17 protein-coding genes, 1 tRNA gene and 3 pseudogenes are annotated in these 25410 nt (G+C 67.3%); 14 read left to right on the top strand and 7 right to left on the bottom strand.

Translation table 11 applies throughout. The annotated features are described in order from the left end of the window. Positions 1–287: 287 nt before the first annotated feature. Positions 288–1751, bottom strand: a complete 1464-nt coding sequence (locus tag OG798_RS21420; protein WP_267061828.1) for an O-antigen ligase family protein — start codon at positions 1749–1751, stop codon at positions 288–290. Positions 1752–2127: 376 nt separating this feature from the next. On the opposite strand from OG798_RS21420, the gene OG798_RS21425 reads away from it, so the two are divergent. From OG798_RS21425 to OG798_RS21435, 3 genes are all read left to right on the top strand, one after another. Further along, complete coding sequence (locus tag OG798_RS21425; RefSeq protein ID WP_328757532.1) at positions 2128–3132, top strand: glycosyltransferase family 4 protein; 1005 nt, start codon at positions 2128–2130, stop codon at positions 3130–3132. A gap of 32 nt (positions 3133–3164) precedes the next feature. Then, positions 3165–3971, top strand: a complete 807-nt coding sequence (locus tag OG798_RS21430) for a WecB/TagA/CpsF family glycosyltransferase (protein ID WP_267061830.1) — start codon at positions 3165–3167, stop codon at positions 3969–3971. A gap of 212 nt (positions 3972–4183) precedes the next feature. Continuing rightward, positions 4184–4996, top strand: a complete 813-nt coding sequence (locus OG798_RS21435) for a class I SAM-dependent methyltransferase (protein WP_267061831.1) — start codon at positions 4184–4186, stop codon at positions 4994–4996. A 320-nt stretch (positions 4997–5316) separates the two neighbouring features. Here the strand turns inward: OG798_RS21435 and OG798_RS21440 are convergent, their stop codons facing one another. Together OG798_RS21440 and OG798_RS21445 are read right to left on the bottom strand one after the other, a co-directional pair. Further along, the gene (locus OG798_RS21440) at positions 5317–5472 is read right to left on the bottom strand and encodes a hypothetical protein (protein ID WP_267061832.1); all 156 of its coding nucleotides are present in this window, start codon (positions 5470–5472) and stop codon (positions 5317–5319) included. A gap of 1482 nt (positions 5473–6954) precedes the next feature. Continuing rightward, positions 6955–7226 (bottom strand): annotated as a pseudogene (locus tag OG798_RS21445) (IS110 family transposase); the annotation flags it as partial. Between the two features lie 215 nt (positions 7227–7441). On the opposite strand from OG798_RS21445, the gene OG798_RS21450 reads away from it, so the two are divergent. Next, the gene (locus OG798_RS21450) at positions 7442–9484 is read left to right on the top strand and encodes a TerD family protein (RefSeq protein WP_121416095.1); all 2043 of its coding nucleotides are present in this window, start codon (positions 7442–7444) and stop codon (positions 9482–9484) included. 676 nt (positions 9485–10160) lie between these two features. Then, a complete protein-coding gene (locus OG798_RS21455) occupies positions 10161–10559 on the top strand; it encodes a DUF6234 family protein (protein WP_267061833.1) in 399 nt (132 codons plus the stop codon). Between the two features lie 891 nt (positions 10560–11450). On the opposite strand, the gene OG798_RS21460 is transcribed toward OG798_RS21455, so the two are convergent. Further along, complete coding sequence (locus OG798_RS21460) at positions 11451–12020, bottom strand: DinB family protein (RefSeq protein ID WP_328757533.1); 570 nt, start codon at positions 12018–12020, stop codon at positions 11451–11453. A gap of 149 nt (positions 12021–12169) precedes the next feature. Then, a complete protein-coding gene (locus tag OG798_RS21465; RefSeq protein WP_328757534.1) occupies positions 12170–12655 on the bottom strand; it encodes a hypothetical protein in 486 nt (161 codons plus the stop codon). 483 nt (positions 12656–13138) lie between these two features. On the opposite strand from OG798_RS21465, the gene OG798_RS21470 reads away from it, so the two are divergent. Continuing rightward, positions 13139–13897, top strand: a complete 759-nt coding sequence (locus OG798_RS21470) for a DUF6928 family protein (protein WP_267061836.1) — start codon at positions 13139–13141, stop codon at positions 13895–13897. 732 nt (positions 13898–14629) lie between these two features. Continuing rightward, positions 14630–15673 carry a DUF4331 family protein gene (locus OG798_RS21475; protein ID WP_328757535.1) on the top strand — a complete coding sequence of 348 codons (1044 nt, stop codon included), beginning with the start codon at positions 14630–14632 and terminating at the stop codon, positions 15671–15673. Between the two features lie 209 nt (positions 15674–15882). Here the strand turns inward: OG798_RS21475 and OG798_RS56580 are convergent. After that, positions 15883–16058 (bottom strand): annotated as a pseudogene (locus OG798_RS56580) (transposase); the annotation flags it as partial. Positions 16059–16509: 451 nt separating this feature from the next. Between OG798_RS56580 and OG798_RS21485 the strand changes: the two are divergent. The 4 genes and pseudogenes from OG798_RS21485 (at position 16510) to OG798_RS21500 (ending at position 20210) form a co-directional block, all read left to right on the top strand. Next, positions 16510–17208 (top strand): SDR family oxidoreductase, encoded by a 699-nt coding sequence (locus OG798_RS21485; protein ID WP_217567438.1) that lies wholly within the window; start codon positions 16510–16512, stop codon positions 17206–17208. A 124-nt stretch (positions 17209–17332) separates the two neighbouring features. Beyond that, positions 17333–18622 (top strand): annotated as a pseudogene (gene repSA, locus OG798_RS21490) (replication initiator protein RepSA); the annotation flags it as partial. Next, positions 18619–18816, top strand: a complete 198-nt coding sequence (locus OG798_RS21495) for a helix-turn-helix transcriptional regulator (RefSeq protein WP_267061838.1) — start codon at positions 18619–18621, stop codon at positions 18814–18816. The pseudogene repSA and the gene OG798_RS21495, both read left to right, overlap by 4 nt. Then, positions 18816–20210 carry a tyrosine-type recombinase/integrase gene (locus tag OG798_RS21500; RefSeq protein ID WP_328757539.1) on the top strand — a complete coding sequence of 465 codons (1395 nt, stop codon included), beginning with the start codon at positions 18816–18818 and terminating at the stop codon, positions 20208–20210. Before OG798_RS21495 ends, OG798_RS21500 begins: the two co-directional genes overlap by 1 nt. Positions 20211–20386: 176 nt before the next feature. Here the strand turns inward: OG798_RS21500 and OG798_RS21505 are convergent. Next, a tRNA-Arg gene (locus OG798_RS21505) sits at positions 20387–20462 on the bottom strand. A 310-nt stretch (positions 20463–20772) separates the two neighbouring features. On the opposite strand from OG798_RS21505, the gene OG798_RS21510 reads away from it, so the two are divergent. The 3 genes from OG798_RS21510 to OG798_RS21520 all read left to right on the top strand — a co-directional run bounded on the left by OG798_RS21510 (position 20773) and on the right by OG798_RS21520 (position 25249). After that, a complete protein-coding gene (locus OG798_RS21510) occupies positions 20773–22380 on the top strand; it encodes a dynamin family protein (RefSeq protein WP_095854578.1) in 1608 nt (535 codons plus the stop codon). Positions 22381–22541: 161 nt separating this feature from the next. Continuing rightward, positions 22542–24572 carry a GTPase gene (locus tag OG798_RS21515; protein ID WP_443053806.1) on the top strand — a complete coding sequence of 677 codons (2031 nt, stop codon included), beginning with the start codon at positions 22542–22544 and terminating at the stop codon, positions 24570–24572. Positions 24573–24781: 209 nt separating this feature from the next. Then, entirely contained in the window at positions 24782–25249 is a 468-nt protein-coding gene (locus OG798_RS21520; RefSeq protein WP_075033828.1) for a single-stranded DNA-binding protein, read from the top strand. Positions 25250–25410 lie beyond the last annotated feature (161 nt).

Below are 25410 nucleotides of genomic sequence, written 5' to 3' on the forward strand. Positions count from 1 at the left end.
GCCCATGCGCACCCGCGACCGCGGTCCCGGGCGACCGGCGTGGACCTCACGCTGCGCCCGCCGGACGTCGCATACGTGGCGCAGTGCTCCGTAGCCGAGGACGAGGACGAGGACGAGGACGAGGACGAACGACCGGACGGGAGGGGCAGATCCGGCCCCCTCGCCCGACGCGGGCCCCCAAAGAGAAGCCTTCGCGGGGCGAGCCGAGTCCCAGTGTGTTCGACGGCGCCCCGGGCGGACCGGCGGACCTCAGGCCCTGGGTTTGCGTTGCGTGCATCGAATACTCCTCAACGGCCGAGCGGACAGACCTCCGGGCGCGGCAGAGGCGGGTCGGCCGCCGGGGCGAGCACCGGTCGCCGGCGCCAGGACCGACGGGCGGTGGCGACCGACGGCCCGGTACCGGAGAGCGCCGGAGCAAGGGCGATGTCCGGGCTACTCTGCCGTGTGAGGGGCGCCGAGCCGGTGTCCCCGGCCGGCACCGCGGTACGCGGAACGCCGACGAGGGCGAAGGCACACGCCACGACCAGCCACGACGGCAGACCGATGTACGTGGTCTCGAAGGCGACATTCGTGAAGGCGATGCAGCAGACACCGACCGTCGCCCCGAACCAGGCTGACGCGACAGGATGGGAGCGCGCCCGCCACGTGCGCCACAACGTCGCCACGATCAGCAGCGCGAATGCGGTGCCCGCCAGCCAGCCCAGGTAATAGATGTACCCGACGAAGGAGTTGTGGGGGCCCGACGCGGCCTTGTCGAGCTCCGCACCCTGGAACACGACCTCGATCGGGCGGCCCGCTCCGGCGCCGAGGAGGGGCTCGGACCGTGCGACATCAAGTGCCGTGCGCCACATGACGTAGCGCAGTTCCACATTGTTGGCCGCCTCGCTGTCGGCATCGTTCTCACTTGCCTGCATCCGGTTTACCAGCCCACCGACGACCGGCAGGTCCGAAGGCTGCCGGTACACCACCGACACGCTGATCACAGCCACCAGCCCCATGATGAGGAAGCTCCAGGTCAACGCGGGCCATTGGACCGTTCTACGGCGACACGCCCGGCTGGCCAGCGTGGTGGCGGCAAGCGCCGCACCCACCGCAAGCAGCGGTCCGCGCTTGTCGGCTGCCGCCGTGAGGCAGGCGGACCCGATCAGCGTCCACAGCAGCAGCCGGCTGTCCCCTCTCTTGCGCAGGACCATGCCGAAGGCTGCGGCGATCGCCAGGTACAGCCCCACGGCGGCGGGCGTGACCGACCGGCCCAGTACCACCATCAGGAGCGCGCCCGTGGTCGGCAGGTACAGGAGCCATCTCCTCCGGAGGAACTCGTCGACGGGCTGTGTGAGGAACCATGCCGCGGCGGCCCAGGCGAAAAGGGGATACAGCCCCAGGATGCAACCTTTCATTGCGCCCGGATATCCCTGTGACACACCACGGACTACCGCCTGGGCCGCGGCGACGGCCAGCAGAATGGCACACATGCGGTATCCGCGCAGGCGAGACTCCGAAAGGGCTCGTGAAGCCCAGACCGGAGAACCGGCAAGGAGTGCGAGTACGACCAGGACATCCAGAAGGTAGACCGGATCGAGACCCACCGTTGCATAGTCCCTACCGAACAGGAACAAAGGCGCCAGAGCTGCCCCCCACAGCAACCAGACCGCCACCCTCCGAAATACGGAAACGAGGAGTAGGGCGCCGACACAGGCGGCAGAAAACAAAAGCCCGAGCAGTGCGGAGTCCACACCCAACAACGTGCCCATGACATCTCCTTCCGTCGTCCCGCTCTGTCCTACCACGCAGGCAGTCCCAACTCGGCGGATCGCGATCACGATTCCCCAGCGGATTCGGTCGGTAATTTTTATGAACAAATGGACAGTGCAGCAGCTCCGTGTCGTCCTGGACTCCTAATTGGACGGGTGATCTCATGGAGAGGCCTTTACCGAAGAACCGCCCTCCGGCCAGGATGACCACGAGGGTCAGAGGGCGAGCGTCATCATTCCGAAACTCCGCTTTTCACCGCAGGCGCCATTGTTGATGCACAGGAGAAGGGCAGTGTTCCCGATCCGCAAGAGAAGTCCTTCCACGACTTCATGGCCGAGGGTCCTGGTTTTGAGGCACAGTGCGAGCCTGGGTGGAATGGGGCGAGCCGCGGAATTCTTCACACCGGCCGTGGAGTCGTGCTGCCCGGTCGTGGCGGTCGTCTCGCTTTCCGCGGACCGCGCCGGATCCATGAAGTTCAAGGCGACCTGGTCGGCCGGGGCGGCCGCGACGGTGGCCGCCGTTGTGCGTTGTGCCCGTGTGCTGACGGTGATGTCACCGAGCGCGATCTATCTCCCGATCTCCCAGTGGGGTCTGCCGCTCCTGCGCGACACCATCATTACCCTGCTCGCCAGGGCATTCCACTGCGCCCCGGTCATGCATCTCCACGGATCTCAGCTTCCCGCGCGACTGCGCTCGAACGCGTTTCTGAGAAAGGCGCTTGGGGGCAGTCATTGGCTGGTACTCAGTGAGAACGTGGCGGAAGATATCAGAGCGTCTGGCTGCCGAGTCGCATCCGTGCATGTGATGAGAAATCCCGCGCCCACGGGCGTCACCTCGCCCCGTCAATCGGATTCCGGGGGACCCTTGCGCGTCGGCTGGTTGGGGACGATGCACGGGAGTAAAGGTTTCGACATCCTCTGCGATGCGGTGGCCGGATTGAAACGAACAGGCGCCCCAGTGGAGTTCTCGATCGCGGGAATGCGCAGTGACGTGCCACCTCATCACATGTCGTGCGTGGACGAGGACCTCGGAGTGCTGGCACCGGACAAGGTTCATTCATTCTGGTCCGGAGTCGATGTCTTCGTCCTGCCCGCCCGATGGGCAGAGGGACTTCCCTTCGTGCTGCTCGAAGGCCTTCAGGTGGGCTGCGCCGTGGCCGCGACTTGGTCGCCCGGCAGCGCGGAACTGTTCAGCCGGGGTTGTGTGGAGCAGATCGACAGCGCTGTCGAATCGGTCACCGATTTCCTGACGCTGTGCATGACCGACATCGACGGTGTCCGGCATCGGCAACAGAAGGCCTGGGAAGCACTCCGCCCGCTCTACGATCCGGACACGGTCAGGGAAGCGTTCTCACGGATCTGGCGGGACACGAATTTCTGAGTGGTGGTATGGGGGGCGAACGGAGAGACAGCGTGTCCACACCCGAACTGCTGGAATACGACGGGTCGACAAGGCCGGCGGGCCCCCGCCCGCCCGTGACGGTGTGCGGGCTGCCCGTCCACCCGCTCACCCTGGAGGAGTCGGTGGCGGCCGCCGAGGCGCTGATCGCGGACGGCGGCCCCCACCAGCACGTCGTGCTGAACGCCGCCAAGATCGTCCAGGCGCACGACGACCCGGAACTGGCGCGCATCATCCGCTCGTGCTCGCTCGTCAACCCGGACGGGCAGTCGGTCGTGTGGGCCGGCCGCCTCCTCGGAAGCCCCCTGCCCGAGCGCGTGGCGGGCATCGACTTCATGCTGGCGCTGTGGCGCAGCGCCGCGCGCAACGCATACCGCGTGTACCTCCTGGGTGCTGAGGCGAAGGTGGTCGAGGAGACCGCGCGCATCGCCGCCGGGCAGGGCGTCGAGGTCGTCGGACACCGGGACGGCTACTGGGACGAGAGCGAGGAGGCGCGGGTGGTGGCGGCCGTCCGTGCGACCCGCCCGGACATCCTGTTCCTCGCCGTGCCGAGTCCACGCAAGGAGTACTTCCTCGCCCGCCGGCAGAAGGACCTGGGCTGTGCCCTGGTGGTCGGTGTCGGCGGATCCTTCGACGTGGTGGCGGGACTGCGCAGCAGGGCGCCGCGATGGATGCGGCGCGCCGGCCTTGAATGGTTCCACCGGCTGGTCCAGGAGCCGCGCCGCATGTTCCTGCGCTACGCGGTGGGCAACACCCGATTCGTAGCCCTCACCGCCGCGTACTGGGCGCGGCTGTTGACCGGCCGCGGGGGCGAGGCGTAGAGCCGACGGCCTGCCACCGGCATCGGCCGGCCGTGCCGTGCTCACGGCAACAAGCCATGCCAGGCCGAGCCGGCGATCGTGAAGATCCCCCAAAGACTGCGGGAGATTCCTCAAAGGGTTGGTGCGGAATACTTACGGCCGGATGCGTGAATCACACCTCCCGATCTCCGTGGATCCGGCCGTGAAGACAGCCTCCGGAATAGTGTCCTCGCATGACAAAAACCTTGACTTGGCCCACAATTGGACATCTTCAAGAACGCGCCCACGGCGATGGTCATGATTATGTGAAAGGTTCTCCGCATATCCGGCATCACCACATCCGTGAGCGAGTGATCTCGGGGGTGCACGACCTGGTGGGTAAGGTCATCGAACGGAATGGCCAGTGCCGGGTCCTCGAGGTCGGCGCCGGACATGGAACCTTCACCGACCATCTGGTCGCGGCCGGGGCGAAGGTCGAGGTGACGGAGATGAGCGCCCCCAGCGCGGCGGTTCTTCGGCACCGTTTCCGGAACAATCCGAACGTCACCGTCATTCATGACATTGAAGGAAAGGAAATCTTCCGCCCGGAGCCACTCGACGCCGTGGTGTGCATCTCTGTACTTCACCACATCCCTGACTACCTGGGCGCCGTCGAACATCTCATTCAGCGCATTAGTCCCGGCGGTGTTTTCTTCAGCATTCAGGACCCCTTGTGGTACCCGCGCAGGTCGGGACTTTCCATGAATTTGGATCACGGTGCTTATCTTCTTTGGAGGCTCGGCCAGGGCGAGCTGCGCCGTGGCCTGGCCACCAGGGTGCGCCGCCTGCGCGGCATCTACGACGAGATGAACGAGGCGGATATGTCGGAGTACCACGTCGTCCGCCAGGGAGTGGACGAGGTGGCCCTACAGGGACTCCTGGCACCGGCGTTTCACGATGTGGAGCTGCAACGTTACTGGTCGACGCAGTCAGGAGTACTGCAGGCGCTGGGGGAACGATTCGCTCCCGCCACCACATTCGGGCTCTTCGCACGGAACCGCTGCTGATCAGCGTTGCATGACGCCCAGGTCGGTGTGGCCGTAGTGGCGGCCCTGGTCAACAGCAAACCGTGACCGCGGAGAACCGTCGTTGACCGTGCTTGACCGCCCGTTCCGGCACGACAGTGGCACGAGCGCCCCTCGACGCATGGGTCACAGATGGGCATTCCAGCGGGATCGTAATGGCAGGTGCTACTTACATTGCGCACCCAGGCCGGAAGACTCGCGAACGGCCTCGTACGCCGACTGGTACCAAGCTCCTGGAGCTGCTTGGTGTCGGGTCGATCACCACGGCGCGGGTTCCGGTCGGCTGCCGCCGAAGACGGCGCTCAGCCCGGCTGTTCCTGATCCGTGCCGGCCGTCGACTGGACCACTCGAAGGTTCGCACCGAGCTGCACCCGGGACAGGTCCGTTCCCCCGAGATCGACGGCGGCGCTCCAGCCGGGGGTCAGTTCGGTGAACTCCCCGTTCGGCGGTCGGTGCATCCGGACCACCCTGGCCGGGGAAGTCCGGTCATCCGGTGGGCTGTTCACCGGGAGCACCGAATCGCCGGGGAAGACGCTCCGCCCCACACTCATGCAGCGGGCGTGACAGACCACCCTGTTCGCCGAGGGCCGCTCGTACACGATCACCACTTGCAGCAGTCCCACAGGCTCGGCACTACTCTGGGCCAACCCGCCCAAAAATTGGGTCGGCTATGGCATCGATCCAGTTGAACGCAGATTGGGCCGCCGTCATGCTGCGACGGCCTTGAAACCGTCGTGGCAGCGATGTCACCGTGGGTTCAAATCCCACACCCACCGCAGATGAACGGCCCCTGGCCAGGCAAATCGGTCGGGGGGCGTTCTCATGGGCGCTACCCGTCGATCACCGTGGTTCCCCGTCAGTTACCGGGCGATCAGACACGGTGGGGGCTCGGGCACGTTCTGATCCGTCGCCAGCCAATTCTGCCGGCGACGGTCATCCCGGTCGCTTCGAGGCCCCGGAGGGACGGCAGCGGACAGGGGCAGCCGCTGCGGTTGCGGAACTGCGCTGCTGTGCAGCTTGCTTCGCTGCCGTGTTCCGGGCGTGAGCCTCGCGTCGTAGTCGGCGATCTGACGGGCCACGGGGACGCTGGTGGCAGTTCGGATCAACCGCTCGTTTTCACGATCCACCAAGAAAGGAGCGTTGCCTCCCAACCGAGGGCGCTGTCCGCTCTGTCCATCACCGGCGGCTCCCCAGTAGAAGATCCACCCGAACGGCAAGGCCTCTACGCGCAAGATCCGAAGGTCGTACTCGATGCAGCCCCGTATGCCTTCGATCTCGGCAAGCACCAGTCGGCGCGCGTCCTCCTCAGTCAGCATCGCCCGATGATGACATGGTGCGAGTCCCCGCCCGTTGGCACGAGAGCGGCACAGCTTCGCCTTGTCACGAGACCATCAAGGGCCTGGGACGGGCCTCTCGGCGCTGAGACAGTTCGGCCATGTATGCACGTCAGGTCTAGGTCTGCATCGCGGCACTCGTCGCACTCAGTGCGTGCGGTAGCTCGACGCGAAAGCCTGTCACCCAGCTTTCGCGCCACTCCGGCGCTGCGGCCACGACACCACAAGCGACTCCCCTGATGGACCCCAGCACGATCCAGGTGAGGATCAAGCTGGTAGGGGGCCTTGCTGATGGCGAGGTCTTGTGGGTACCGCTCAGCCGCATCCGGGAGCCCATCACACCCAAAGGAACTGGGGCGCGCTACATCATGACGACGGACGTGGTGGGGTCGAGCCCCGACGCTGCCCAGGCGTTTCGACTGGATGCCTCTGTGACCCTCGGCAGTTGAGATTGGTGGAGTCTCGATGAACGAGTCAAGGGCTTCTGCTGGGTCGTTGGTGCTGCCAGGTGTCGCTGTCGACGGCCTCGGCGAGCAGGGCACGAACACGGCTTCCACTCCGTGGCCCCCGTTGTCCTTGAGGAACTGCTGGAGTGTGTCTGTGTCGCCGGTTGCCTCCCAGGAAGGCCCAGCGAACATCGACGCGTCGACGAGCAAGGGCGATGACGGCCTGGACGTGCTTGCAGCCCCCGGCCTGCTTCTTCAAGTAGTGGTCGCGATTGGGGCCTTCGCGGATGATGCCGGTCTTGGCGGACAGGTAGAAGACGCGGCGAAGGCGAGGCGGCCTGCGCCGGCGTAGGTGCCCAGGTCACCGGCTGCGACGATGAACTCGGCTCCCAGGATGGGGCCATGCCCGGCAGGGACCGCGACGATGCCGGCGGCGACGTCTTGGCCGACGATCCGTGCCTTGAGGCTGACCGGGGTGGACAGCCTAAGGATCTTTCCACGAATCCCGCACGGATTCCGCACGACTCCTACAGACATGCTTTGTGGGCACTACAGTCGCCTGCGCACCGATCACCACATAACGCCGAACATCAGGCAGCCGGGGTGGCGGCGCGAGCACGCCCAAGTTGCACCGTTTGGGGGGGTTTATGCGTGAAATGATCAAGGGGTCGAATGTATCTCTCGCGGCTTTGAGCGAGAACATCGATTCGGTGATCGTCAGCCTGGGCTGGGGGAGCTCGTCCGGCGAAGGGGATGCCGACGTGTCCGTCCTGTTGCTGGACGCGAACGGCAAGGTCCGCAGCGACGCCGACTTCTACTTCTACAACAACCCGGTGGCCGCAGACGGGAGCGTGCAGCTTCTGGGCAAGACACCGACGGCGGACGGCAACGAGGACCGGATCAGCTTCGACCTGACCGCGGTGTCCTGCGAAGTCGATCGCATCGTCCTGGCTGCCAGCCGTTACGAAGGCGCTCGCTTCGGCGAACTGGAAGGCGTGAAGCTGGCGTTGGCGGACGGCGGAGGTGAGGAACTCCTCCGCTTCGCCATCGACGACGCCGATTCGGTGAGCGCGATCATCTTCGGCGAGTTGTACAGGCGTGCGGAAGAGTGGAAGTTCCGCGCCGTCGGCCAGGGCTACGATGCGGGCCTCGCCGGTCTGGCCACGGACTTCGGGGTCGACATCGACGACGACGCGACGGCCGAGGAGATGCTGGACGGGGCCGCCGGCGACAATCAGACGGACGCGACGGCAACGGTGCGGGCCGACGAACCGAAGCGGCAAGAGACGCTGAGGGCGGTCCCCTCCCCCCGTCAACCTGAAGACGAGGCCCAGCCGAGGAAGTCGGCCGCGCGGCCTCGTACGGCCAAGAAGAAGGTCACTCTGCCCAAGGCGGCCAAGAAGACGCTGGCGGAGAACGAGTCGTGGAAAGACGCAAGGCTCTTCCCCGCGTCGGCGCTCAAGAGCGACCGGGAGCGTGAAACGCGTGCGACCTCGGTACTCCTGTCCGTGATGGCCCAGGTGCCTGAATTCGGCAGGAGACTCACCGCCGCGTTCGGAGCGCCGGCCGGTCGGATGGAGACCTTCACCGAGGTCACCCTGCCGCACGGCGACACCCCGCGACGCCCCGATGGAGTGATCCGAGTCGAACGGGCCGGCAAGTTGTGGACGGCACTCGTCGAGACGAAGACCAACGGCAGTGCGCTCAAGGCCGATCAGGTACAGGCGTACATGGACATCGCCGCGCGCCGTGGCTACGAGGCCGTGATCACCCTGTCGAACGACGTTGCGTTGGAGGGCAGCCCGCTCGTCGAGGTCAAGATCGACGGGAGGCGCAAACACAAAGTTGCCCTTTGGCACCTGTCATGGGCGGAAGTCGCCCATCAAGCACAGATGTTGATCAGGCACGAGGGTGTCGGCAATGCGGCGCACGCCTGGCTCCTCCAGGAACTGCTGCATTACTTGCAGCACGAGAACTCCGGCTGCCACGGCTTCCAGAACATGGGACCGGCCTGGGTACCGGTACGCAACGGGATCGACGACGAAACCCTGTGCCAGGGAGACCCGCGCGCGCTGGAGGTCGTCGAGAGCTGGGAGCGCCTCATCCGCCAGGTCTGCCTACGGCTGGGCGGCGAACTGGGGCAGAAAGTACTGCCTGTCCACCGCGCCAAGCGCGGAACCGATCCGAAAGCACTCCGTGCCCGCCTCGCAGATCAGCTCTGTCTCGACGGGACACTCCAATCGGAACTGCGCATCGAGGGAACGCCCGGCGTCCTGGCGATCAGCGCAGACCTGCGTACGGGCAAGCTCCGCACGTCCATCGAGATCCCGGCGCCCGAGCAGGGCTACCCCCTGACGTGGGCGAAGCGACTCGTCCGGCGCCTGGCCGAGGCACCGGCGGATCTTCACATCGAAACCCTCGTCGAAGGGGAAACGGGTGGCCCACGGGGAACGCTGGAACGTCTCCGCCCCGAGCCGGCCGACATGCTGCCCAAAGAGACCGCCACCCAGATCGTCGGCTTCCGACTCTCTCTCCTCAAGAGCATGGGAAGCAGCCGCGGGAACGCCGAGTCAGGCTTCATCCGCAGCGTCGACGACGCGGTGAACCGCTTCTACACCAGCGTGGCGGTCCATTTGGACGGTGCGACACCTCGCCGCGCACCTTCGAAGGAAGAGACGACGACGGGCTGAGGCTCAGCGATCAGCCTTGCCGACTCGGACGTTCGGTCATCCGTCAGGCATGGTGCAGCGTGTGCCGGGCCGTCCTGCCCCCGCACGTCTTCGAATCGCCCACGGGGAAGCGGGTGTACGACAACCGTGACCAAATGGCTCAACGCCGGGATCCCGCCCACCCAGGTGGCCGAATGAGCCGGGAACAGCGTGCCGGTGCTGCCGGCCACCTACGCCCGATGCGTCGAGGGGCAGCCGCCTGACCTGAAACGACGCCTCGAAGCCGCGAGGGACCTCCCCGAGCCGCCTTCCCTTGATCATCCGGAGAGGGTGTTCGGGGCTTCGCCGTGTCGAGCAGAACCTGCCCTGACCAGCAAAAAAGCCCTCCCGATGGGAGGGCTCTCAGTGGCGCCCCCGGCAGGACTCGAACCTGCGGCCAAGCGCTTAGAAGGCGCCCGGTACGTCGCCCCGAGCACTCCCTCTGACCTGCACCGCTCCCCCACCGCGACGCCCCGTTGGTCATACCTCGACACGCATTCGACAGGGCCCGGGGTGCGTCCTCCTCGGTCAGCATTGCCCGCCGGCCGACGTCGGGCCGGGAGCCTTCCCGGCACTGCACCTGCCTGGCCTCCGCCCCGCAAGAGAGGTGAGTACGCGTACTCATGCGCATCACCACCGGTCTCGGCACCATGCAGCCATGACGAAGACCGCTTTAGCGCCGGAACGCCGACGCCCCTGGTCGCGCCGAACACCCCTGGGCCCGGACCTTGCTCTCGCGATCCCGCTGTTCCTGGTGGAGACCGCGTGGCTGGTGGTGGACTCGGTGCTTGGTCTCGGCATGGAGGTATGGGCGGCGCAGGGCAACCAAGCGCAAGTCGACACGGCCAGCCTCGCGTACATGGGCAGGGTGCGGGTGCTGCTGGTCACCGTACTTATTCTGGCAGTTCTCGCGGGACTCTTCCGTGCCCCCGGGACGGTGATCGCGCACCTGCTGGTGGCTCTCCTGGCCGCCGGGGTGCTCGGGCACGTGCAGCAGCAGTGGGATCACGATCATGCCCCGCCAGCCGGGTGCATCCGCTATAGCGCGAACTGCTGATACAGCCGAGCGGCGCGGGCCACGCTGTTGCCTGTTACTGACGTAATCGACGACCAATGCGCCAGTTGGCCATTTGGACCCACCGAGGTTCACGTGGGTACTACCGCCAAACGTGGGGTTGTGAGCCTGTACCGGCCACTGCCGTTAATTGGTGCAGCCAAAGGCCCCGGACCATGATCGGTCCGGGGCCTTTGCCCTGGTGCCCCCGGCAGGATTCGAACCTGCGACACCCGCTTTAGGAGAGAGGCTGGGGAATCCTGCGACTGACCTGCGACTTCGATACCTCGTGAGGCGATCGTCAGTTCAACCGTAAGGCACCCTCGTTGACCGTGGCTGACTCCTGCATCTGGCACGATTGTGGCACGGTTCTGGCACGACTGGGCGGGTGGCGCTGGCCGACGCCAAGACGTTGTCAGTGGTGGATGTTAGCTTCTGGCGATGGGCCGATTCGATGTCCCCGTTGACGGGCATGGCGGCCAAGGGGGGCGGGAATTGAAAAGTCCCCGGGTTCGCCTCGGGACTCCAGTCGCGCCAGCGCACCGCCCCCCTCCCACCGCTCCTTGGTGACGAGACTTCTTCGTCCTGAAGCAACCTGCGTGGGCGCTCGGCCGTCAGGAGAGGGCGGCATGCGCGCACCTTACTGGAGTGCCGCCTTGTAAGTTCGATCCGGCAGCTCTTCTCGGCCTGCATAGTGGCTTCGTGCCGACGTTGGCGAGTACGCCCTCAACTGCACTGATACGCCGACGTTCGCGCCCGTTGATGTCAGGCGTAGATGTCAGCTGCCTCGCCCGACGCCCTTGACCCGCGGATCACGGGGTAAGGCGTTTGCGGGGCCAAGGTCGCATCGCCCCCGACTGTGTGGGGGCGACACGACCTACCGCGCCGCTGGCGCTAACCCATGGTCTTGGCGCCGTCCAGGGACTCGCGGATGATGTCGGCGTGGCCGGCGTGCTGGGCGGTCTCGGCGACGATGTGCATCAGCACCCGGCGGGCCGACCATCGCGCACCCGACTCGGACCACGGGGCCTTCGGCAGCGGTTGCGTGGCGTCCAGGTCGGGCAGGGTGACGACCAACTCGTCGGTCCGACGGGCCACCTCAGCGTAGTCGGCGAGCACGCCGGCCAGCGTCTCGCCGGGCAACATCCGGAAATCGTCGGCCCGCCGGGCCCAGTCGGCCTCGGTCATGTTGGTGAAGTCGGGCATCGCCGACGGGCCGTCCAGGATGAACTGCACCCAGGTCCGCTCGACCGCAGCGACATGCTTGATCAGGCCGCCCAGGCACAGCTGGCTGGCGGTGGTCCGGCTCCCGGCCTGCTCGTCGGTGAGGTCGCGGGTGGTGAAACGCAGGAAGCGCCGATGCGCGGCCAGCACCTCCAGCCAGTCGGCGCGCTCGCCGGTGGCGGTCGGCTCATCGGCCGGGTCGTGGGTCGCCAGTTCGTTGACAGTCACGGTCTCGCTCATGGTCGCTGCCTTCCGTGGTTCGTGTTCCGCCGGGCAAGGAGGACGCTAGGGGCCGTAGAGGTCAGATTCTGACCTAAATTAGCGAAGAGGATTGGACCGGTGGTGGTTGCTGGGGTTGCTGTACTTCCGTGCTGTACCGGGCTCGGCAGCTAGCCCGCTTGCTCCAGGGTCAGGTTGCTGCGAATGGGCTCGGCTCGCCACATGGCCGCCAGCTGGGGGTAAGACTCGATGAACCGGCGCATCTCTCCCAGCGCGACAGTCCTGGGCATGCCGATCTCGTCGTAGTCGAACCCGGTGTCCTGATGCCCGAGGCTGTCGAGCGCTGCCCATGCCGGGTCCTCGCCGAAGACGAGCTGCAGCTCGACTTTCCAGTACTCCGGCTGCCGCTCGGGGGCATCACGGTCATCGGCACCGGTGACCGCAAGCAGTCGCCCAAAGGACATCGAAGGCTGGTCGTCGTTCCAGCCCCACCTGCCCCATTCGACGATGAAGCCGTCACCATCGTTCTCAAGACACTCGATCCCTTCGACCTCGACCTGGAGGAACTCACCGAAGGCATCCCAGGCGGCGTCGACGTCGCGTACAGACTCGGGCTCGACTGCACGCTGTCTCAAAATGCGCGCGAATACGTCCACGCTGGATCTCCACGGAATGGGCATGCGGGATGCTAGCGCGATCCTCCAAGTGGCTCACGGCTCACCCCAGGAGCGCTGACGCTGGAAGCAGATTTCGAGATCTGCCCTCATCCCTATCAGGTCGATCACGCGGTGTCTCCGAGTTCGGTCCACCCGCCGCGTGCCTCGATCCGCAGTCCGCTGCCACACCCGGCTGACCGCTGCTGTTGGTGTCGGGCATTGGTGTCAGCTCCAACCGTCGGCCTTGACAAATGCCAGTTCTTCGGGCTTCGGCATAACCCTTCCAGTGCCGCAGATCAACTCCGCCAGCCCAGGCCAGAGCGGGGTGGGGGCGGTCACCCGTGGGCGTCCCCTGTCACCTTCGGTCGGCCTCGCACGGCCCAGGGACGGCCCAGCGCGGCACTCGGGCAGACCTTCCTGGCGATGTCAGTACCGGTGGCTATGGTGCGACGACCATCGAGCGCGACTCATCGGGGAGGGGCCATGGGAGCCAAAACGGGACTGCTCATCTATGCCGACGGCGAGGTGCCGGGCCTGCTGCGACAGGTGAAGGCGGCAGACCTGTCGCGGACGTCCGAGATGATGCGGCGCCTTTACCCGGGCTGGGAGATCGAACAGCTCTCAGGCTCGTCACTGGGAGGCGGCGTGTATCCCCCGAAAGACACGGCGTACGCCGCCAGCCGACCGGGCGTGGAGATCGTCTGCGACCAACGGGTAATGATCGACTTCCCGTCCCAGCTTCCCGAGCACCTCGTCGCGGCAAGCGTCGGCCGACGGCTCGTCCTACATGCCATGCACAGTGTCGTCGACTGGCTCGCGTTCGCAGTGTGGGAGGACGGGCACCTGGTCCGCTCCCTGAGTCTGTCGCCGGACAGCGGCATCATCGAGAACATCGGCGAACCGCTCCCCTTCGAGCTGCCCTACTGGGCCGGCGACCGCCCCGCGGACATCGCCCCCTGGCCCGACGAGGACGAAGAGCCGTACCCGCTGCCTTTCCACCCTCTGGACCTGGGCGAAGACGCCCTGCGCGCACTCTGCGGCTTCGTCCAGGAGGGCCGCCCCGAACCCGACGACATCGACGCATACGGCATCGACCTCCACGGATTTCGGGTGCGGGAACCTCACGGGCCTGACCCTGCCGAGGAAGAAGCGAAGTTGAAAAGGATCACGGAAACCATGGGGCCGCCGCGCTTCTACGCGCTAGGACCCGACGGCTCGCTGATCGAGCGCGACGGCCTGTAGCCCACGACCTCTTCGCGCCGAACTCTCAGCCGGAGGGTCGTTGAGGTCTGAAGGCCCAGCCTTCCGGATTCACACCGGTCGACCTGGGCCTTTGCCGTGCCCTCGGGTTGGTGGCCGCGGACGACTTCGAACCGCCGACATCCGCCTTGTAAGTTCGATCAGGGCTCGGTCCGGCCGCAGCGTTCTACGGTGGCGTAGTCCACGTCCGGGGATGCAAGTGCGCTGGCGTCCGGCGTCGTTGATGTCACCTGTGGATGTCAGCCTGGGCTAGCGCTTCTTGCGTATCTTGCGCTTCTTCGCCTTGGCTTCCCTCTCTTTGCGCTGAACCACGCCGTACGCCGACCAAGCTCCCTGATGCACTGGGCAACGGGGCTGGAAACCGCCGAACCGCCACACAGGCATCGGCGCGTACAGCCACTGGATTGCTATTTTCGGATCACGGACTTTTTCAAACTGACAGGAGAATTAACGTGTTGTGCACCTATCCCACGCAGCACCTCTTATGAGGTACTCCCTCTGCTTGGCACCATCAAGTCCCCAACGGAGAGCGGTCACACTCGTTCGAACGGTATCGAAGGCTCTCTTCAGCGAGGATCGGTATCCCATCTTGCGAGTGAGGGCGCCAGTCCGACGGGTCGGCGTGCCGATAGTCCGCAGGCCTGTCAATATTCTGTCGTGGACTACGGGTGCAACACGCTTGAGGCGAAATAGATGAAAGGCCACCTTTAACTAATGTCTCATCATTTCGACACCGCAATTGCCAGGGAAGACCCGCGGCTCAACATCCTTGACTTCTATCTTTTCCGCGGTCAGTCGGGTACCACGGTCATGGCGATGACGGTAAACCCGAACGCAGGAACCAAGGCGCCGGATACCTTCCACGAGGAGGGTCTGTACGCGTTCCGTTTCGATGTGAACGATGACGCTCACGAGGAAGTGACGTTCAAGATTCGCTTCGGTGAGGTTGGGCATACCGAAGGCGCGGAGCCCGAAGGCCGGCACGTACAAACTCTCGAGGTGCGTCGGGCCACCGGGAGGGATGCCGCAGAAGGCACGGAGGGCGAGGCCATCGCTTCGGGCACTACCGGCCGGATTGTCGCGGGCGACTCGGGTGTGCGGATCTTCGCTGGCCTGGCCCCGGATCTGTTCGCTGCGAACCGGACAGGTACGGTCGCGTTCCAAGAAGCACTTGCCGCGGGGAAATTCGCACCGGACTCGTTTCGCGACGGCGCGAACTACTTCCAAGACCGCAACGTCACGGCCATCGTGATTGAGGTGCCCACGCAGTCGATCGGCGACCCGGCCGCGACGGTGCGCGCGTGGGTCACGGTGTCGCTGTGCGGACACGCGCCCGAGGTGCAAGTGTCCCGGTGGGGCCTGCCGATGATGACACATATGTTCATCACGGATCCTGCGATGAAGGACGACTACAACCGGTCCCTTCCCTCTGCGGACGTACCGCGTTTCTCTCAGATCGTCGCGGACGCCCTCCCGCGCATCATCCAGTTGGCGGGCTCGACCGACGACCCGGCCGCCTACGCACAGCGTGTGGTGGAGCGCCTGTTCCCGACAACTTTGCCTTATGTCCTCGGTTCGGCGGCCTCGTTCGGTTTCGCAGGCTTCAACGGTCGCGCTATGACGGACAACGTGATGAACGTGATGCTCTCGCTCCAGACCAACGCTCCTATCGACAACGGCGTGACTGTTGCTAGGACCAACATCCTCGATGAGTTCCCCTATTTCGGCGCACCGTACGCCGATCCCATCGTCGATTGATCCGCGTTGGCCTCGTGAATCTTGGATCGGACCGAGCGTGCCGAGAAGTCCATCCACGCTGGTCATCATCTGGACCTGCGGCCCCGACGACATCCACGCCCTCGCCGAGGAATCCGTGCGCACCGCACCACGCCGCTTGACCAGGCCCGCAGCCACCAGGTGGTCGACCATCACGGCCAGCAGCCGATCCGCCAGATCACCTTGGACCATGCGGTCCCGAATTCGCTGAGCACGGAATAGTCAAAGCCTGAATCATCCAGCTCAAGGCCAGACAGTACTTCCAGTCCAACCGGCAGCGGACCGCCTCGGCGGCCTGCCGGTCAGTGAGGTTCTCCGCGTACTGCAGCACCGACACCATCGCCAGCCGAGCCGGCGACAACCCCCGCCGCCCATAAACCGGATACCAGTCGGCGAAGTGCTCATCGGTGAACAGCTCTTCCAACCGGTCACGAACCCACATGGCCGCCGTGCCCCGCGGATTACTCGCCCGCGCCATCCACACCGTCAACGGCGGAATCATCCGTGTCTGACGGTGCCGCAGAGCACCAGCTTGGAAGACGAGTGACACGGACGTGGGCTGACCTGGGAGGCATCTGACCTGGGCCGGAGCGCCGGTGTGGCCGTCGTTCCCCGTGGGTCCCCGCCGCATCCCGTTGGATCGGGCACGCGGCAGGCACAGAGCCTCTTCGTCCCTGAGGTCCGATCAGCCGGGTCCGCCATCGAGTGTGCAAAGGCACCGACACAGGTGCAGTCAGGTTGCGGGTGGACCAGCCGCCGTCCGGGGCCTAGCGTCAGAAGAAAGGAGTCCTCCGCATCCGCAGGCAAGGAGGGTGATCATGGACATCAAGGGTTCGGTAGCCCTTGTCACCGGAGCCAACCGTGGCATCGGGTCGGCCTTCGCCCAGGCACTGCTCGCTCACGGCGCCGCCAAGGTCTACGCCGGTGTCCGGGAACCGGAGACCATCCGGGGCCCTGGGCTTGTTTCGCTGCGACTGGACGTCACCGACGAGGAGCAGGTCGCTGCAGCAGCACGTGCCGCCGATGATGTCAGCATCGTCATCAACAACGCCGGGGTCACTGGTGGCCCGTCCCTTCTCGAGGGGGCATTCGACGGTGCCAGGCGCGAGATGGAGGTCAACTACTTCGGCACCTGGGCTGTCTCGCGTGCGTTCGCGCCCGTACTGGCCGCCAATGGCGGCGGAGCGCTGGTCAATATGCTGTCCGTGGCGTCATGGGTGGCCAACAGGCAGTTTCCGAGCTACGCGGCATCCAAGTCCGCTCAGTGGTCGCTGACGAATGCCTTCCGACTGGCGCTGCGGGAGCAGGGCACGCTGGTGGTCGGCGTGCATGCCGGCTATGTGGACACCGACTTGGCGGCGGATATCGACTCCCCGAAGATCCTTGCTTCCGAGGTGGCCGACAAGACGATGACGGCGCTGCTCAATGACGAACCCGAAGTGCTCGTCGACGAGGCCACCCGCAACGTACGTGCCGCACTCTCGGGGGAGCTGGAGGCGCTGTACGCCAATCGGTGACGGCCCAAGCCCGCCGTCGTCAGTGGAACGGGTGGGCCCGCTGACTCTGACCAGGAGGGTCGAATCTCAGCCCGTTCTCGTCGAGGGCATTGAAGACGGTGGCCCGGCTCGTCTTGTGCGTAAAGCCGCACCCGCCCGCTTTTCCTCAGCCGCCACTCACCCCCGCTCCCATCCCGTCCGCCGTCGACCCACACACCGTGGAGCGGGCGTGGTCCCTGGCGAGTCCGAGCCCGGCGGACGCCTCCGTCTCGCCTGCGGCAACCGTCGCGCCTCCCGCTGCCCCTCCTGCGCCTTCACCTACGCGGGCGACACCTACCACCTCATCCGCGCGGGCCTGGCGGGCGATGACCGCCGCGACATCCCGTCCACGGTCCGCGATCACCCCCGCGTCTTCGCCACCCTCACCGCACCGTCCTTCGGCCCCGTCCACAACCGGCCCGACCGAGGCGTCTGCCGCTGCGGCACCCACCACGCCCCCGATGATCCGGCCCTCGGTACGGCGCTTGATCCGGAGACGTACGACTACGCGGGCGCCGTCCTCTTCAACAACCACGCGGGCGACCTGTGGCAGCGCTTCACCAACCGCCTCCGCCGCGAGATCGCCGCCCGCGCAGGCCTCACGCAACGGGAGCTGAAGGAGTCGGCCCGGCTCTCCTACGGCAAGGTCGCCGAGTTCCAGAAGCGCGGCGCCCTCCACTTCCACGCCGTCATCCGCCTCGACGGCCCCGAAGGACCCGATACCCCGCCCCCGTCCTGGGCCAGCGTCGGCCTCCTCACCGACGCCATCCGCGCCGCCGCCGCGCACTCCTACACCTCGGTCTCCGTCCCGGCCGCCGCCGACCAGCCCGCCCGCACCTTCCGCTGGGGCACCCAGCTCGACGTCCGCACCGTCAAGGCCTTCGGTGACGGCTCCGACATCACCGAACAGGCCGTCGCCTCCTACGTCGCCAAGTACGCCACCAAAGCAGCCGAAAACACCGGCACCCTCGACCGCCGCATCGGCGAACTCTCCGAACTCGACCGCCACCAAGTCCCCGACCACACCCGCCGCCTCATCGAGGCATGCAAGCTCCTCGATCCGCTCTACCCGGACCGGCGCCTGCGGGCCTGGGCGCACATGCTCGGCTTCCGCGGCCACTTCTCCTCCAAGTCCCGCCGCTACTCCACCACCCTCGGCGAACTCCGCCAGGCCCGCGCCGACTTCCGCGCCGCCCAGGAACGCCAAGCCCTCGGCATGGACGACCGCGAGCCGGACACCGTCCTCGTTCTCGCCGACTGGCAGTACGCCGGACACGGCCACACCCCCGGCGAGTCCGCCCTCGCCGCCACCATCGCCCGCGACCTCCAACACAACCGCGAAACCGCCCGCGAAGCCCTACGCGACCAGCTGGCCATGGAAGGAGCCGCAGCGTGATCACCGCCACCCGTTCGCGCAACATGCTCACTCTCGCGGAGGTCTGCGAGGAGCTGAGCGTCTCGCGCTCGACCTTCTACGACTGGCGGGCGAAGAGGCGTGCGCCGCGTTGCATCAAACTCCCGAACGGCGACCTCAGGATCCGGCGGAGCGATCTCGATCACTGGCTCGACGACCGTGAGGACGCCGCCTGATGGAGACCACGTACGACGTGAAGGTCTACAAGATCCTCACGTACAAGGGCGCCCGGAAGACCACGTACACGGTGCGTTGGGTGGTCGCGGGCAAACGCTGGCGTGAACCCTTCGGCACCGTCGCGCTTGCTGAGGGCTTCCGCTCCGAACTCATCCGGGCAACGGGGAAGGGCGAGGCCTTCGTTATTGCCACTGGGCTGCCGGTGTCCCACCGCTCCAAGTCGGCTTCGATGAGCTGGTACACGTTCGCCGTCCAGTACGTAGACGCCCGTTGGCCGGAGCTCGGCGGCAACAGCCGTAAGAACACGGCCAAGACCCTGACGGCGGCCACCATCGCACTGCTGCGCGTCCAGCCGACCCAGTTCGCCCCGGTGGCCGTGCGGACCGCACTGCGCGAATGGGCGTTCAACTCGACCCGCCGTGTGGACGCCCCGCGAGACGTGGTGACCATCCTCAGGTGGGTGGAGCGCAACTCTCTGCCGGTCTCGGCCTGGGAGGAGGCAGAGAGGGTCGATGGGGTCCTGCGAGCCGTCGACACGCGCCTCGACGGTAAGCAGGCGGCGGCCTGGTCCAGGAAGCGCCACCGCCGGATCCTCAACGTCGTCATGAAGCATGCGATCCGGCGGCGCGTCCTGCGGACCAACCCCCTCCCCAAGGGGAAGGAGTCAACGGCCGTCACCAAGACCAGCAACGCCGTGGACAAGGGATCCTTGATGAATGCGGACCAAGCGGCGGCACTCCTCGACTGGATCCGGCGCCGGCCCCGTGGAGGAATGCGGCTGCACGCGTTCTTCGCCGCGCTGTACTACTGCGGTCTGCGACCGGAGGAAGCCGTAGCCATCCGAGTGGAAGACGTGACGCTTCCCGGCCCCGACGATGGGGACCAATGGTGTGAACTGCTGATCCACACGGCGACCCCGGAGGTCGGCAAGCAGTGGACCGACACCGGAGAGATTCACGAGGAACGCGACCTGAAGGGCCGTGCCGAGGGCGAGACGCGCGCCGCGCCGGGGCATCCCGCCCTGACGCGCATCCTGCGGCAGCACATCGAGGACGAACAGCTCAAGCCGGGGGATCTGTTGTTCCAGGGGGAGACGGGCGGCATTCTCGCGGGTTCGGTCATCCGCCGAGCGTGGCGCAGTGCGCGTATGGCCGTCTTGCCCCCGCACGTCTTCGAGTCGCCCACGGGGAGGCGGGTGTACGACAACCGGCACACGCGCCTCACGAAGTGGCTCAACGACGGGATCCCGCCCGCCCAGGTGGCCGAATGGGCCGGGAACAGCGTGCCGGTGCTGCTGGCCACCTACGCCCGGTGCGTCGAGGGGCAGCTGCCTGACCTGAAACGGCGCCTGGAGGCCGCGGGGGATCTCCCCGAGTTGCCCGACGCAGACTGAGGCTTCTCGCCGAGAACTTCGACACGTATTCGACACGGCCACCCGCGAAAACCCGGTGACAGCCGGACAGCCCCGGAACCTCCCCTTGATCGTCGGGGGGGTGTTCGGGGCTTCGCCGTGTCAAGTGACACCCGTCCTGACCAGCAAAAAAGCCCTCCCGATGGGAGGGCTCTCAGTGGCGCCCCCGGCAGGACTCGAACCTGCGGCCAAGCGCTTAGAAGGCGCCTGCTCTATCCACTGAGCTACGGGGGCCAGGTGTGGTGGCCGGTTTCGTGGTGCCCGGGTGTGGGCCGATCCGTGACCTTGCCGGGGACAAGGATAGGGCTCCCGGGTCCCTGTCCCTGGCGCTTCGCCTCCGTGGCTCAATGTGGAGGTTCAGTGAAGCGGTCCTGATAATCGCAGGCAGGTACGAATCGTGCACCGCTTTTGGCGTCTCGCGCATCGGGTGTTGTGCACTCGTTATGCCTGCGCCCCAGTCGTCCCTTCCGCCCCGTGTGTCCTGTCGGCGCGCAGACATAGTCATATGCTTCAGAAAGACTCCAAAATTGGGCATTCTTCGCATGTGGTGACCTTGGACGTACGGCCTCAGCTGCTCGACGCACTTTCCGCCCTGCGCGACCGTGTCGCCGCCGCACGCTTCCCGCTGCCCCTGGCGGGGGCTCCACGCGCGCGTGCCAACCGCGACGAACTGCTCGCACAACTAGACGACTATTTGGTGCCCCGGTTGAGGGAACCCGAAGCACCACTTCTCGCCGTGATCGGCGGGTCGACGGGAGCGGGGAAGTCCACTCTCGTCAACTCCCTCGTCGGACGCCGGGTCAGCGAGGCCGGCGTCTTGCGGCCGACGACCCGGACGCCGGTACTGGTGTGCCATCCGGAGGACCATCACTGGTTCAGTGGAATGCGGGTGCTGCCCGACCTCACGCGTGCGTGGGTGCCCCACCAGGAACCCGGTGACGACCTCCAGGCCCTCATGGAGCGCGGGGAACGGGTGCTGCGTATCGAAACCGCCGACACCCTCCCCCGGGGCCTCGCCCTGCTCGACGCGCCCGACATCGACTCCCTGGTCTCCGACAACCGCGTACTCGCCGCCGAGCTGATCTGCGCTGCCGACATCTGGGTCATGGTGACCACGGCCGCGCGGTACGCCGACGCCGTGCCGTGGCATCTGCTGCGTACCGCCAAGGAGCACAGGGCGACCCTGGTGACCGTTCTCGACCGGGTGCCCCACCAGGTGGTGTCCGAGGTGTCGCGGCAGTACGGCGCCCTGCTCACCAAGGCGGGGCTCGGCGAGGTGCCCCGCTTCACCGTGCCGGAACTGCCCGAGTCCGCGTGGGGCGGCGGCCTGCTGCCCGCCACGGCCGTCGCGCCGCTGCGCACGTGGCTCGTCCACCAGACGCAGGATCCCGGAGCCCGGCACGCGGCGATGGCCCGTACGGCCCAAGGACTCCTCGACTCGCTCAAGGCCCGGATGCCTGAGCTCGCCGGTGCGGCCGCCGCGCAGTACGCTGCCGCGCTGCGGCTCACCGCCGCCGTCGACGGGGCGTACGACAGCGAGCACGCGCGCGTGAAGGGGCGTCTGCAAACCGGTGCCGTGCTCTCCGGGGACGCGCTCAAGCGGTGGCGCGCCTACCCGCTCGACTGCACCGCGGGTGAACTGCTCGACTCGCTCGTCGAGAGCCTGGCCGCACTCCTGCTGTGCGCCGTCACGGCCGCCGACGAGCGCGTGGACGACGCCTGGCGGCGCGAACCAGCTTCGGATGCCCCTGGGCTGACGGGCCGTGATCCGACGCTGGAGAGCGCCGAGCACCGGATCGGGATGTCCGTACGACGTTGGCGGCGGGTCCTGGAGGAGTACGCCGAGGACGAGGTCGGCCGCCTCGACAAGAGCGTGGCACCGGACGCCGAGGTCGTCGCTGCACTGGTGGCCACCGCGCTCCTGGGCGGCCACCGGGCACGCAACGCGGGCGAGGGGCTCGCCGAGCGGCTCGGCGCGCACGGCGCCCTGCGGCTGCGCGAGAGGGGCGGGCGCCTCCTTGCCGAGTACCTCGACAGGGCCCTGCACACCGAGCGCGAGCGCCGTCTCGCCCCGCTCGACGCCCTCGACGTGCAGCCAGAGCCCCAGGCCGAACTCATCGCCGCGCTGTCCGTACTGCAGAAGGAGAGGTGACCGCGGTGACTGCCGTCACAGACCACACGGATCACGCCGACCACACCGGAGACGATTCCCCCGAAGACGGCACGCCCGATCACGGAATGTCCGGTCACGACGCGTCCGACCACGGGGGCGCGTCCGACCAGGGAAGTTCCGAAAACGGCCGCCCTGAAGGCTTGCGTTCCGAGACCGACTCCCCGGCGGCCTTCGCCACGGAAGCCGCGGACGGCGAGCCCGCCGCCGGGGAGGCTCCCATGGAGTCCGTGGCGAAGGCGAAGCCGGAGGTGGAAGCCGAGGCGGACGCACAGAGAAAAACGCAGACAAAAGCGGAGACAGAAGCGGAGACACAATCGGAGACGGAGACGGAGGACACCGACAGGGCCCAGGAGGTCACCTTCGATGCCCCGCGTGGCGGCGCGCACACACGCGTGCGGGACGACTCCGGGCACACACGCGTGAAGGACGACGATGTCGGTACCCGTGCCGAGTCGGAGACCGCCTGGGACGACGGGCTGATCGCCCGCCGCGTGTCCGAGACGGCCCCCGGACAGGAGGCACTCGCCCCGTCCCTGGTCCTGGAGACCAGGACCGCCGTACAGGCCCCGCCGACCCCGCTCGCGTACGACGGACCCCTGAAGTCGCGCCTTGACGCGCTCCGCGAGCTGGTGGGGTTGTCGCGCACCCGGCTGGACAGCGGGACGCTCGCCGAGGCGAGCCGGGTCCTCGACGAGGCGGCGGCGCGCCGCAAGCTGTCCGGTGAGCACACCGTCGTCGCCATCGCCGGGGCCACCGGCAGCGGCAAGTCGCAGCTCTTCAACGCGCTCGCCGGGGTGGCCATTTCGGAGACGGGCGTGCGCAGGCCCACCACCGCCGCGCCCATCGCGTGCAGCTGGAGCGACGGCGCGGCGACCCTCATCGACCGGCTCGGCATCCCGGGACGACTGCGCAGACGTCCACTGCAGAGCCCGGAGGCGGAGGCGCAACTGCGTGGCCTCGTCCTGGTCGACCTGCCCGACCACGACTCCGCGGCCGTCCAGCACCGCGAGCAGGTGGACCGCATCCTGGCGCTCGTCGACGCGGTCATCTGGGTCGTCGACCCCGAGAAGTACGCGGACGCCATGCTCCACGAGCGATATCTGCGGCCCATGGCGGGCCACGGGGAGGTCACCTTCGTGGTCCTCAACCAGGTGGACCGGCTGCCCGGCGAGGCCGCCGACCAGGTCCTCGACGATCTGCGCCGGCTGCTCGACGAGGACGGGATCGCACTGGGCGAGTACGGCGAACCGGGCGCCACCGTGATGGCGCTGTCCGCGCTCACCGGGGACGGCATCGGCGAACTGCGCGAGTCGCTCGGCCAGTTCCTGGCCGAGCGGGGCGCCGCCGCCCGTCGAATTTCGGCCGATCTCGACGCGGCCGCCGCGCGACTGCGCCCCGTCTACTCGACCGGGCGGCGCACGGGGCTCAGCGAGGAGGCGCGCGACGAGTTCGCGGACCGGCTCGCGGACGCGGTGGGCGCCACGGCGGCCGGCCAGGCGGCCGAGCGCGCGTGGCGCCGCAACGCCAACCGCGCGTGCGGCACCCCCTGGCTGCGGCTGTGGCGCTGGGTCCAGGGCGGGGGGGACTCGATGACGGGCCGGCTGTCGCTACGGGCACCCGCGGACGAGGAAGCCACGGCCCGGCAGCGCGTCGAACAGGCGGTGCGTACGGTGGCGGACCGGGCGGCCCGCGGGCTGCCCGCGCCCTGGGCGCAGGCGGTGCGCGAGGCGGCCGTGCGCGGTGCGCAGGGGCTGTCGGAGGCGCTGGACGAGATGGCGACGCGCGCCACGACTCCGGTGGGGCGGCCACCGCGGCCCGGCTGGTGGCCCGCCGCCGTGCTCGCGCAGGTCTCGATGACGATGCTTCAGATCATCGGCGGGCTGTGGCTGCTGGCGCAGATCATCGGGTTCACGGCGCCGAACCTCGGGTTGCCGGTGCTGCTGATGTTGGCGGGCATCATCGGCGGTCCGGTCGTCGAGTGGGGCAGCAGGATGGCGGCGCGCGGACCCGCCAGGCGGTACGGGCTAGAAGCGGAACGGCGACTGCGCGAGGCCGCCGCCGGGTGCGGGAGGGCGCGGGTACTCGATCCGGTGGCGGCGGAGTTGCTGCGGTATCGGGAGGTACGGGAGCAGTACGGGCGGGTCACGGGGGCGTCTGCGCCGGTCGGATGACGAGGAAGAACTCCACGGGCTGAAGTGCCTCCACCCCTTCGGGTGACGCGGTTGTCCACAACCGGCCGGTAGCACACAGGGCTCAGCGGGCCCGGCCCGACGAAGGCAGTCTGAACTCGCGGCGATCGCAGCGCATGCGAACGCAGAGCGTGTGAACGCAGAGCACGCGAAAGCCGCGACAGACGCATTCGTACGGAGAGGGGTCGGGCATGAACGAGACGATGGTGTGCGCGGTGGGGAACGTGGCGACGCAGCCGGTGTACCGAGAGTTGGCGAACGGCGCGTCGGCGAGGTTCCGCCTGGCGGTGACGGCGCGGTACTGGGACCGCGAGAAGAGCGCCTGGACGGACGGGCACACCAATTTCTTCACCGTGTGGGCGAACCGCGCGCTCGCCACCAACGTGGGGGCATCGCTGTCGGTGGGCGATCCCGTCATCGTGCAGGGCAGGTTGAAGGTGCGTACCGAGGTACGCGAAGGACAGAGCTGGACGTCGGCGGACATCGACGCGGTGGCCATCGGCCACGACCTCTCCCGCGGCACCTCGGCCTTCCGCCGCCCGAACAAGGAAGGGGACACGACCGCGTCCCCCCGGCCCGAGCCCAACTGGGAGACGGAGCCGGAGAGTCGTTCCCTGGACGTCTCCCAACAGCAGCCGGAACCCGCCGGGGTGACCTGACGTCAGGTACGGAATCGCCCTGGCCGGCCGACCTGACCGAACTGCGGCTTATCGACAAATCCGCACCGGACAGTCCCCATTGATTTGTCGATAAGCGCAGCTCACAGGCTCGCCGACCGATAACGATTCCGATTCGGATCGGTTATCCGACGGCAGGACCG

The sequence above is a fragment of the Streptomyces sp. NBC_00271 genome, assembly GCF_036178845.1.
Lineage (GTDB): Bacteria > Actinomycetota > Actinomycetes > Streptomycetales > Streptomycetaceae > Streptomyces.